Source organism: uncultured Amaricoccus sp., from assembly GCF_937858865.1.
Classification (GTDB): domain Bacteria; phylum Pseudomonadota; class Alphaproteobacteria; order Rhodobacterales; family Rhodobacteraceae; genus Amaricoccus.
This window is the reverse complement of the sequence record NZ_CALLYO010000232.1, coordinates 1-9,336: the sequence shown is the minus strand read 5'-3', so window position 1 is coordinate 9,336 and position 9,336 is coordinate 1. Positions and strand designations below refer to the sequence as shown.

At 68.9% G+C, this 9,336-nt stretch carries 11 protein-coding genes; 2 read left to right on the top strand and 9 right to left on the bottom strand.

The genetic code is table 11. The annotated features are described in order from the left end of the window. Positions 1-97: 97 nt before the first annotated feature. The 7 genes from Q0112_RS06390 to Q0112_RS06360 are packed head-to-tail and all read right to left on the bottom strand — an operon-like array spanning position 98 to position 6,388. The gene (locus Q0112_RS06390) at positions 98-961 is read right to left on the bottom strand and encodes an aldose 1-epimerase (protein WP_297972892.1); all 864 of its coding nucleotides are present in this window, start codon (positions 959-961) and stop codon (positions 98-100) included. Beyond that, positions 961-1,644: an SDR family oxidoreductase gene (locus Q0112_RS06385; RefSeq protein ID WP_297972890.1), complete on the bottom strand. Its 684-nt coding sequence runs from the start codon at positions 1,642-1,644 to the stop codon at positions 961-963. The genes Q0112_RS06390 and Q0112_RS06385 overlap by 1 nt, the downstream gene beginning before the upstream one ends. Positions 1,645-1,666: 22 nt before the next feature. Further along, positions 1,667-2,404, bottom strand: a complete 738-nt coding sequence (locus Q0112_RS06380) for an ATP-binding cassette domain-containing protein (protein WP_297972888.1) — start codon at positions 2,402-2,404, stop codon at positions 1,667-1,669. Positions 2,405-2,407: 3 nt separating this feature from the next. Further along, complete coding sequence (locus tag Q0112_RS06375; RefSeq protein WP_297972885.1) at positions 2,408-3,391, bottom strand: ABC transporter permease; 984 nt, start codon at positions 3,389-3,391, stop codon at positions 2,408-2,410. Between the two features lie 57 nt (positions 3,392-3,448). Beyond that, positions 3,449-4,423, bottom strand: coding sequence for a sugar ABC transporter substrate-binding protein (locus Q0112_RS06370; RefSeq protein WP_297972882.1), 975 nt, complete (start codon positions 4,421-4,423; stop codon positions 3,449-3,451). 29 nt (positions 4,424-4,452) lie between these two features. Continuing rightward, the gene (locus Q0112_RS06365; RefSeq protein ID WP_297972879.1) at positions 4,453-5,658 is read right to left on the bottom strand and encodes a mandelate racemase/muconate lactonizing enzyme family protein; all 1,206 of its coding nucleotides are present in this window, start codon (positions 5,656-5,658) and stop codon (positions 4,453-4,455) included. A 7-nt stretch (positions 5,659-5,665) separates the two neighbouring features. Continuing rightward, the gene (locus tag Q0112_RS06360; RefSeq protein WP_297972876.1) at positions 5,666-6,388 is read right to left on the bottom strand and encodes a FadR/GntR family transcriptional regulator; all 723 of its coding nucleotides are present in this window, start codon (positions 6,386-6,388) and stop codon (positions 5,666-5,668) included. A gap of 80 nt (positions 6,389-6,468) precedes the next feature. Here Q0112_RS06360 and Q0112_RS06355 point away from each other — a divergent pair, with 80 nt between their 5' ends. After that, positions 6,469-7,428, top strand: coding sequence for an SMP-30/gluconolactonase/LRE family protein (locus tag Q0112_RS06355; RefSeq protein ID WP_297972874.1), 960 nt, complete (start codon positions 6,469-6,471; stop codon positions 7,426-7,428). A gap of 140 nt (positions 7,429-7,568) precedes the next feature. Further along, the gene (locus Q0112_RS06350; RefSeq protein WP_297972872.1) at positions 7,569-8,039 is read left to right on the top strand and encodes an SspB family protein; all 471 of its coding nucleotides are present in this window, start codon (positions 7,569-7,571) and stop codon (positions 8,037-8,039) included. A gap of 4 nt (positions 8,040-8,043) precedes the next feature. Here the strand turns inward: Q0112_RS06350 and Q0112_RS06345 are convergent, their stop codons facing one another. Both Q0112_RS06345 and Q0112_RS06340 read right to left on the bottom strand, forming a co-directional pair. Continuing rightward, complete coding sequence (locus tag Q0112_RS06345) at positions 8,044-8,739, bottom strand: DUF1194 domain-containing protein (RefSeq protein ID WP_297972869.1); 696 nt, start codon at positions 8,737-8,739, stop codon at positions 8,044-8,046. 5 nt (positions 8,740-8,744) lie between these two features. Beyond that, positions 8,745-9,173 carry a VOC family protein gene (locus tag Q0112_RS06340; protein ID WP_297972866.1) on the bottom strand — a complete coding sequence of 143 codons (429 nt, stop codon included), beginning with the start codon at positions 9,171-9,173 and terminating at the stop codon, positions 8,745-8,747. Between the last annotated feature and the right edge of the window lie 163 nt (positions 9,174-9,336).

Sequence of the window (9,336 nt, the reverse complement as noted above, 5' to 3'; positions counted from 1 at the left end):
TGCGCCTGCCCGGGGGGCTGGCAGGCGCAGGCCGTGCGGGGCGCACGGCCGGGGGCATCGGTGATGCTCGGACCAGACCCGGATACCACGGATCATCTCAGTCGTCCGGCCGGCCCCATTCGATGCGCAGCGCCGCGCTCATGGCCTCGCCGGGGCGCAACGGCCGCAGGCCCGGCATACCGGCCAGATTGTGCGCATCGACCGGGTGCGAGACCGGCTCGGCGCAGAAGAAGTCGGCGGCCGCATCGGGCGAATAGACCAGCAGCGTGTCGAGATCGCGCGCCGTGATCCGGCAACCCTGCGCCGGTGCGGGTTGGATGATGTCGGCGCGGCCATCCCAGCCGGCGAAGCCGGCGTTTATCCACCCCGCCGGCAGGGCGGCCGGACGCGCGAAGCTCAGCGCCTCGGGAAGAGGCTCCGGTCGGTCGGACCGGCGCAGATGGCGTCCATCCTCCTCCCAGACCGCCGTGGCATCGAAGCGCAGGAGCGTGCCGGGCAGGCGCGGGAACCAGGGATGGAAGCCGAGGCCGAAGGGCAAGGTCGCCCCCCCGCGGTTGGTCAGGGCGAGCTCGGCCGACAGCGACTGCCCGGTCAGCACGAAGCGGACCTCCGCCGAATAGCGCCAGGGGCCGAAGGCGCCGCCGTCGAGCGCGAGCGTCGCGGCCGCGCCACTGGATCGAACCACCCGCCAGGGCCGCTGGAAGGCGTCGCCATGGATCGGGAAGGGCTCTCCCGGCAGGTTCGGCGCCAGATCGTGGTGCTGGCCCGCGAAGTCGAAGCCGCGGTCGATCCGGTTGGAAAACGGCAGAAGCAGGTTCATCGCGAGGGCGAAGGGGCCATCCGCCGACCGGCCGGACCAGGGGCGCAGCACCGGGCGGCCATCCACGCTCAGGCCGGTCAGGCCCGCGCCCATGTCCGGCAGAATCCCGGCTTGCGCATCGCCCGCCAGGAGGCGGATCATCACCAGCCTCCGTCGACGGCGATGTTCTGACCCGAGATCATCGCCGCTGCCTCCGAGCAGAGGAACAGCGTCAGGTCGGCGACATCCTCCGGACGCAGCCGACGCTTCAGGCATTGCCGGTCCAGCACCCAGGCGTTGTATTCCTCCAGGCGGTCGGCGAACACGCGGTTCTCCGCCTCGGACACGACAGCGCCCGGCGAAACGGCGTTCACCGTGATCCCGTGGCGGCCGAGTTCCCGGGCCAGGCCCTTGGTCAGTCCCAGCATGGCGCCCTTCGACGCCACATAGGGGACGTAGCCGTCCCATTGCCCGTTCAGCGTGATCGAGGTCAGGTTGACGATCCGCCCCCAGCCGGCCTGCTTCATCCCGACCGCGCAGACCCGCGACAGGGCGAAGGCGGCCGAGGAATTCACCCGCACCTGATCCTCGTACTCCTCGAGCGAGAATTCCTCGTTCGGCTTGTTGATGATCAGCGCGGCGTTGTTCACCAGCACGTCGAACGGGGCGCGGGCCTCGACCGCCGCCACCGCCGCGGCGAGGTCGTTCAGATCGACCCCGATCCAGTCGAAGCCGTCCGGGGCCACGCCGCCGGGACGGTCGAGGATCGTGACCTCGCTGCCCGCCTGGCGGAAGGACCCGGCCATGCTGCGCCCGATCGTGCCCAGGGCGCCGGTGATCAGCACCTTCCGGCCGGCAAGTCCGCGCTCAGAGGACATCCTGCACCTCATCGATCGACGTCTCGGCCACCGGCTTGTCCAGGACCACCTTCCCCAGCGCCATCGCCACGACCCGGTCGCAGCAGGCGAAGACGTGGTGCATGTTGTGGCTGATGAAGATGCCGGTGATGTTCTGCGCGCTCAGGCCGCGGACGAAGCCGATGACCTTGTTGGTCTCCTTGACGGACAGGTGATTGGTCGGCTCGTCGAGGATCATGACCTTGGATTTGAAGTGCATGGCGCGCGCGATGGCGACCCCCTGGCGCTGGCCGCCCGACAATTCGCCGACCAGCGCCTCGGGCGAGCGCAGGTGCAGGTCGACATTGGCGATGGCCTCGACGCTCTCGGCGCTCATGCGGCTCTGGTCCAGCCAGCCGATCCCGCCCAGCGACCACTTCAGCGGCTCGCGCCCGATGAACAGGTTGCGCGCGATGCTCATGTTCGGGACCATCGAGTTGTACTGGTAGATCGTCTCGATGCCGAGGTTCATCGCATCGCGCGGGCCGCGCATGTTCACGACCTCGCCTTCGACGATCACCTGGCCCTCGTCCGGCCGGACCAGCCCGGAGAGGATGGAGATGAGCGTCGACTTCCCCGCGCCGTTGTCGCCCACGAGGCCGACGGCCTCGTCGCGGCGGAAGTCGAGGTCGATGCCCTTGAGGGCATGAACCCCGGAATACCACTTGTGCAGGCCGCGCACGGAAATGATCGGCTGCTCGCCCGCCATGGCTCAGGCCTCCACCTTCATCGCGCGGCCGCGCTTGCGCAGCCAGGCGTTTCCGACCACGGCGAAGATCGTCAGCGCGCCCACGGCGAACTTGAACCAGTTGCTGTCGACCTGGCTCAGAACCATGCCGTTGTCGATGGTGCGGATCAGCAGCGCGCCGATGACCCCGCCGAGGATCGAGCCGATCCCGCCCTGCAGCGACGCGCCGCCGATCACCGCCGCCGCGACGGCCTGCAGCTCGAGCCCCTCGCCCAGCGAGGGCAGCGGCGAGCCGAGGCGAAGGACCTGGATGATGCCGGCGAATCCGGCGAGCACCGAGCAGATCATGAAGCAGGCGATCTTCACCCGGGCGGTCGGGATCCCCAGCGCCTGCGCCGCGGGCAGGAAGCCGCCCGTGGCGCGGACCCAGTTGCCGAAGTTCGTCCGGCCGAGCAGCAGCCCGATCAGCACCGCGATGGCCAGGAACCACAGGAACGACGCGCGGAAGATCTGGCCGGGGCCGAAGAAGCCGACGAACAGCTCCGAGGGGATGGCGTCGACCTTCAGGCGCGGCGGGAAGCCGCCGGAGATCACCACGGTCAGGGACCGGGCCATGAACAGCATTCCGAGCGTGGTGATGAACGAGGGGATGGCGAACCGGATGGTGATCCAGCCGTTCAGCAGCCCGAGGAAGGCACAGGCGACCAGGCCGGCCGCGAAGGCGGGCCAGAAACTCCAGCCGAAGGTCATCAGCACCGCCATGGTCATCGGCGCGAAGGCGAAGACCGAACCGACCGAGAGGTCGAACTCGCCGCAGATCATCAGCAGCGTCACGCCGACCGCGACCAGCGCCATCTCCGGCAGGAATCCCGCGACGCCCCGCAGGTTGGCCTGTGAGAGGAACGCGCCGTCCGAGCGGATCTGGAAGATGACGATCATCATCAGCAGCAGAAGCCCGGCCGCCAGCTCGGGCTTCTGCAAGGCCGCCTTCAGGGCCCTACGCATCATGCACATTCCTCGTGTCGATGGTGCGCGGAGGGGAGGATCTCCGCGCACCGTTTCGGCTCAGCGCAGGCCCTGCTCGGAGAGCGCCATGATCGCGTCGGCATCCGCCGCCGTGACGATGCCCTGGCCGGTATCGACGTTGGCCGGGCTCAGCCCCGCAACCTCGCCGAGATAGGCCATCATCACCGGCATGAACCCCTGCATGTAGGGCTGCTGGTCGACCTCGACCTGGACGTAGCCCGCCTTCAGCTGCTCGACGACCTGCGGAACGAGGTCGAAGCCCCCGAGCAGCACCTTGCCCGGCTCCACGCCACGATCCTTCAGCGTGCCGGCGACGGCCGCATGCCAGAAGCCGGTGTCGAAATAGGCCGTGGTATCGGGATGCGCCGCCAGATAGGCGCCGACCCGGTCGGCCGTCGTCGCCAGGTCCGTGCCGGAGTCGATCTTCTCCCACGAGATGTCACGCCCCGAGGACGCCTTGTACTCCTCGAGGAAGTTGATCACGCCCTGGCCGCGCTGCTCGGACCAGTTCTGCCCGGGCGCCGAAATGCCGACCAGGACCTTGATCGGCCCCTCGGCGGGAAAGTTCGCCGACTGGGCCCTGGCGAGCGAATAGCCGGCGGCCAGGAACCCCTGCCCGATGAAGGCCTGCCGTGCGTTGCCCGCCGCCCCCTCGGTGTCGTCGACGTTGACGCCGATCACCGTGACGCCCATGTCCCGGGCCCGCTTCACGACGTCGTCCAGCGCCGTGTTGTCGACGATCGAGGTGAAGAGCGCGTCCGGCCCGGAGGCCAGCGCCGCCTCGATGTTGGCAACCTGCTCCTGAACGGAGCCCTCGGTCTGGGTGAACAGCATGTGGCAGTTCGCTCCGACCTTGCCGCAGGCATCCTCGTAGCCCTTCTTGACGGCCTGCCAGAACGTGTTCGAAGCCGACGAATGCACGGCGAAGACGAGGTTCATGCCGTCGGCCAGCGCCGCCGTCGACACGCTGGCCAGGACGGCGGCCGCAAGTGCTATCCTTGTTCGTTTCATCATTCCGGTTCCTCCTGTTGTGAGTAGCGCAGTCATGTCCCGGCGGCGTCGGAGCGGCGTCTCGCGACGGTCCAGCCGCGCGCCAGGTCGGGCAGAAGCTCCAGGCCCAGTCCGGGCCCGGGCGGAACGGTGATCATCCCGTTCGCGACTTCCGGCAATTGGGTCACCAGGTCGCGGTACCAGGTTCGGTAGAAGGCCCGCACGCTTTCCTGGACCAGCGCATTGGGCGCGTTCAGCGAGAGGTGGGTCGATGCCGCGAGCACCACGGGGCCGGTGCAATCGTGCGGGGCGACGGGCAGGTGCCAGGCCTCGGCCATGGCCGCGATCTTGCGCGCCTCGGACAGGCCGCCGCACCACGAGATGTCCAGCATCACCACGCCGGCGGCGCCGGTTTCCAGCAGGTCGCGGAACGCCCAGCGCGACCCCAGCGTCTCCGAGGCACAGACGGGGGCAAGCGACGCCTCGGCATAGCGGCGCAGGCTGCCGAGGCTGTCCATCTTGATCGGGTCCTCGTGCCAGAAGGTCCCGTAGGGCGCCAGCGCGCGGGCGATCTGCATCGCCGGCAGGAGCTGCCACATCGAGTGGAACTCCACCATGATGTCCATCCGGGCGCCGACGGCGGTGCGGATCCTGTCGAACGGTTCCAGCGCCCGCTTCAAGTCGTCCGCCGAGATGTACTGGCCGCGGGTCTTCTCGGCGGCGACGTCGAACGGCCAGATCTTCATGGCCGTGATTCCCTCGTCGAGAAGCGACTGAGCCAGCTCGTCCGCCCGGTTCAGGAAGGCGTTCAGGTCGTCGTAGTCGCGCGCGCCACCGGCGAGCGCATAGTTGGCGGTCGTCTGTCCGGTGGCCTTCTTGATGTAGTCCGCACCCGCGCAGGTATTGTAGGTGCGTATCGAGGGCCTGCTGAAGCCGCCGAGCAATTGCGCGACCGGCTGGTTCGCCGCCTTCCCGAAGATGTCCCACAGCGCGATGTCGAAGGCGGAATTGCCCCGCACCTCCGCGCCGGACGATCGGAACCCGAGGTAGCCGACCAGATCCTGGGACAGGCGGTCGATCTCCAGCGGATCGCGCCCGATGACGCGCGGGGCGATGTATTCGTGCACATGCGCCTCGGCGGTCTCGGCCCCGAAGAAGGTCTCGCCGAGCCCGGTGATGCCCTCGTCGGTCTCGACCTCGATCCAGAGCAGGTTGGGCCGTTCCGCGATGCGAATGGTCTCGAGTGCCGTGATCTTCATCTCGTCCTCAGGACAGTCCGGCCGAAATGAGCGCCAGGACGCTGTCGTCGAAGTGCATGGACATGGCCCCGGATGCCTGCTCCGGATCGCCGGCCGCCACGGCTTCCGCGATGCGCTCATGGGTGGCGATCATCAGCTCGCGTGCCTCGGCGGTCGTGCGGCTCCGCCAGCCGATCGGCCAGGTCTGGGTGGTGATCCCCTGAAAGGCCCCGACGATGAGCGCGAAGACCGGGTTCCTCGACGCCCTTGCCAGGGCGGCGTGAAACGCCAGGTCGTTTTCCATCAGCTGCGCGGGGTCGGCCATTGCGGCGCGCATCGCCCCGGCCAGCGCCAGGATCTCCTCGGCCTCCTCGTCGGTTCGGCGTAGTGCCGCCAGGGCGACGATTCGCGTCTCGATCGTGCGACGCACATCATAGATCTGCTGCACGTTGATCTGATCGGTGTGGACGCCATGCTCGATGATCAGCGACATGGCGCCGTGATCGATCGGCGAGATGGTCGCCCTCTTGCCGGTCGCGAGCTCGATGATCCGCATCGCCGCGAGGGAACGGAAGGCCTCGCGCACGACAGTGCGCGACACCTGCAGCTCCTTGGCGAGAACCGCCTCCGAGGGAAGGCGATCGCCGGGCATGAGATCCTGCTCGCGGATCAGACGCGTGATCGCACCTATGGTTGTGCCGACGAGGTCTCCAACCATTTCCACGGCCACCTCCAAGCCGATTCCGATCATCCTGTATGACAGGTTCTTGTTGATCTGCTGATACGTTTCCCCTTAGGATGCTGTCAACACCTTTCTTCCGGGAGACGTCGATGGAATGCGCGCTGATCCTCGCCGCGGATTGCGTCGTTGGAGAAAGCCTCCAATGGGACGACCGCCGCGGCCGGCTGGTCTGGGTCGACATCATCGGTCGCCGGATCCACGCGCTCGATCCCGAGACCGGGGAGCATCGGCAATGGCCAACCCCCGGTCGCGTCACCTCGATCGGACTCCGCGCCGACGGCGGCGCAATCGTCGGGCTGGAACGAACCATCGCGCTCTGGGACTGGGGGGACGATTTCCGCACCGTCTGTGAGGTGGAGCCCGATCTGCCGGACAATCGTCTCAACGAGGGCGTCGTAGGTCCGGACGGCGCCTTCTGGGTCGGCACCATGCAGAACAACATCGCCGAAGACGACACGCCCCGCGAAATCACCGGGCAAAGCGGCCGAATCTACCGCTACACCGCCGACGGCCGGCTCGCGCCGATGACCGAGCACCGTTTCGGCCTGACCAACACCTTCGTCTGGCCAGGCGCGGACCGGTTCGTGACCGCCGACACGTCCCTCAACCAGCTGTACCTCTACCGCTGGGATCCCGCGACCGGCCTTTCGAGCGACCGCAAGATCCTGCTCGATGGCTTCCCGCGCGGCCTGCCGGACGGCTCCTGCCTCGATGCCGAAGGGATGATCTGGAACGCGCGCGTCGCCGGCGGCGGCTGCCTGGCCCGCATCACGCCCGAGGGTGACCTGCTTCAGGTCGCCGAGCTCGACTGCAGCTGGCCGACGAGCTGCGCCTTCGGCGGCGCCGACCTCGCCACGCTCTACGTCACCTCGGCCAGGTTCACCATGACGCAGGCACATCTCGACGCCCGGCCGCAGGAGGGAGGCCTCTTCGCGATCAGGCCCGGCGTCCGCGGCTTGCCCGCCCATCGCTTCGGAGCCCCGGAATCAACCAGGAGTACGACAGACACCCGCCACGCCGATCCGCAGACGCCGAGTCGCGCGACATAGGCTGCCCCGACCGGCCCGCCCGGCCGTCCCGCGCCCCTGCCGGCGGCGCGATCGCCTTCGGCGTGCGATTCGCCCGAACGCTCTTCCCTCGGCGGGAGAATCGGCTAAGGTCGCACCGTCTCGCACGAAGCACGGACCGGATGGCCAAGGGGATCAACTACCGCCAGCTCATGCACAAGGCGTTCCGCCAGGTGATGGTCGACGTTCTGGCGCAGGTGGCGCGCGAGGGACTCCCCGGCCAGCACCATTTCTTCATCACCTTCGACACCACCCACCCCGGCGTCGACATGCCCGGCCACCTCCGCGCCCGCTACCCCGAGGAGATGACCATCGTCCTGCAGGAGTGGTTCGAGGATCTCGCGGTAATGAAGGACCGCTTCTCGGTCACGCTCAGCTTCGGCAACGTCCCCGAGTCGGTCGTCGTCCCCTTCGACGCGGTGAAGACCTTCGTCGACCCGAGCGTCGAGATCGGCTTCAAGTTCGAGGAGGTCGCCGAGGAGGCCGAGGCCCGCAAGGCGCCCGACGCGCCCGCCCCCGAACCCGCCGCGCCGCTCGCCCCCGCCTCCGGCGCCGCCGAGGTGGTGAGCCTCGACAAGTTCCGCAAGCACTGAGCGGCTACTCCCCGCCGCTCACCTCGAAGACCCCGAGCTCGCGCTGGAGCTTGCGCCGCATCGCCCGCTCGAAGTCCTCGTAGCGGTCGGCCGACTCGACGAAGGCCCCCGGCCCCTGGATCACGAAGCGCTGGTAGTAGCGCGCGAGCGTCGCCGCCGTCGCCCCGACCACCAGCCCGTTGACCGTCACCCCCGCGAGCATCGGGTCGCGCCGCGCCATCTCCGGCGAGATCCCGTCGTTGTTGGTCCCGTCCCCGGAGACGTCGAGCGTCCGCCGCGCGCAGTCCCCCCGCTCCGCCAGCGCCCGCCCGCCGAAGGCGAGCGCGAAGCCGAGCGCGGTCGGCAGCTGGTCGAAGCTCCGCTGCTGCGCGGCGATCCGCGCCGCCACCTCGACGAGGTCCCCCTCGCCGGCGATCGTCACCCAGTCCTGCCGCACCATCTGCTGCTGCCAGCCCGACCATTCGAAGATCTGCAGCATCACCGGCTGCCCCGGCACGGCCAGGAAGGCCGCCACCACCTCCGGCGCCACCAGCGCCGCCGCCAGCCCCGCCGTCTGCAGCCGGTACTCGCGCGCATCGACCGAGGAGGAGACGTCGAGCCCGAGCGACAGCGCCAGCCGGCACTGCCCCGCCGCCAACCCTGTCGCCGGCCCCGCCGCGGCCAGCGCCAGCCCGACCGCCGCCGCCCCGAGGCGCCGCATCCGCCTCACCAGTGCCCGCTGTTCTCCATGCTCTTCCACGGCTCCGCCGGCGGCTTCGGCGCCCCCGCCTGCAGCAGCTCGATCGACACGTTGTCCGGGCTGCGCACGAAGGCCATGTGCCCGTCCCGCGGCGGCCGGTTGATCGTCACGCCCGCATCGCGCAGCCGCTGGCACATCGCATAGATGTCATCGACCTCGTAGGCGAGATGCCCGAAGTGCCGGCTGTCCGACGGCAGCCCCTCGTCCCCGTCCCAGTTCCAGGTCAGCTCCACCGGCGCCTCCGGCTGCCCCGGCGGCGCCATGAAGACCAGCGTGAAGCGCCCCCTGTCGTTCTCGACCCGGCGGATCTCGCTCAGGCCGAGCAGGCTGTAGAAGGCCATCGACGTGTCCAGATCCTTCACCCGCAGCATGGTATGGAGATATTTCGTCTTCATCTAGCGTCTCCCTTGCGCTCTAATGCTATATCTAGCCCCAGCCCGAATCCCCTCCGGGCGCGCGTCGCACGAGGTTAACTATGTCGATCCCCGCGGAACAACAGCCCGAGACGGCCGCCCCCGAGCGGACTACCGGCTGGGACGGCGGGCGAAACTATCAGGC

Excerpts from the sequence above, each read along its gene's own strand:
- Q0112_RS06345 (WP_297972869.1), bottom strand. The coding sequence starts at position 8,739 with ATGCGGCGCCTCGGGGCGGCGGCGGTCGGGCTGGCGCTGGCCGCGGCG.
- Q0112_RS06350 (WP_297972872.1), top strand. The coding sequence starts at position 7,569 with ATGGCCAAGGGGATCAACTACCGCCAGCTCATGCACAAGGCGTTCCGC.
- Q0112_RS06380 (WP_297972888.1), bottom strand. The coding sequence starts at position 2,404 with ATGGCGGGCGAGCAGCCGATCATTTCCGTGCGCGGCCTGCACAAGTGG.
- Q0112_RS06340 (WP_297972866.1), bottom strand. The coding sequence starts at position 9,173 with ATGAAGACGAAATATCTCCATACCATGCTGCGGGTGAAGGATCTGGAC.
- Q0112_RS06360 (WP_297972876.1), bottom strand. The coding sequence starts at position 6,388 with ATGATCGGAATCGGCTTGGAGGTGGCCGTGGAAATGGTTGGAGACCTC.
- Q0112_RS06390 (WP_297972892.1), bottom strand. The coding sequence starts at position 961 with ATGATCCGCCTCCTGGCGGGCGATGCGCAAGCCGGGATTCTGCCGGAC.
- Q0112_RS06355 (WP_297972874.1), top strand. The coding sequence starts at position 6,469 with ATGGAATGCGCGCTGATCCTCGCCGCGGATTGCGTCGTTGGAGAAAGC.
- Q0112_RS06365 (WP_297972879.1), bottom strand. The coding sequence starts at position 5,658 with ATGAAGATCACGGCACTCGAGACCATTCGCATCGCGGAACGGCCCAAC.
- Q0112_RS06370 (WP_297972882.1), bottom strand. The coding sequence starts at position 4,423 with ATGATGAAACGAACAAGGATAGCACTTGCGGCCGCCGTCCTGGCCAGC.
- Q0112_RS06375 (WP_297972885.1), bottom strand. The coding sequence starts at position 3,391 with ATGATGCGTAGGGCCCTGAAGGCGGCCTTGCAGAAGCCCGAGCTGGCG.